Raw genomic sequence first — 341 nt, forward strand, 5'->3', positions numbered from 1 at the left:
GACTCGAACCTTCGACCCTCTGATTAACAGTCAGATGCTCTAACCGACTGAGCTACAAAGTCATGATTTAAAAAAAGTTTGGCAACTACCTATCTTCCCTATTACTAAGTATTTTCAGCGTACACAGACTTAACTTCTAGGTTCGAAATGTAACTAGGTGTATCCCTGTGGCTATTGTCACCAAACTTGTTTTGTTATGTTGTCCATAAGACAATCAAAAATGAATAGTAAAGTAAAGAATATATTTAATAAAAGCCTACGTATTATTAGTATTGGTCAGCTAAATGTATCACTACACTTACACCCCCAACCTATCAACCACTTAGTCTCAGTGGATACTT

Annotated in this window: 2 rRNA genes; both read right to left on the reverse strand. The window is 36.1% G+C overall.

The features are described 5' to 3' along the window. Positions 1 to 76: 76 nt before the first annotated feature. Positions 77 to 185: ribosomal RNA gene (gene rrf, locus EII32_RS11845) — 5S ribosomal RNA — on the reverse strand. Positions 186 to 245: 60 nt separating this feature from the next. Then, positions 246 to 341 (reverse strand): 23S ribosomal RNA (locus EII32_RS11850); the annotation flags it as partial.

This window comes from Prevotella sp. OH937_COT-195 (assembly GCF_003932845.1).
In the GTDB taxonomy this organism is placed as follows: domain Bacteria; phylum Bacteroidota; class Bacteroidia; order Bacteroidales; family Bacteroidaceae; genus Prevotella.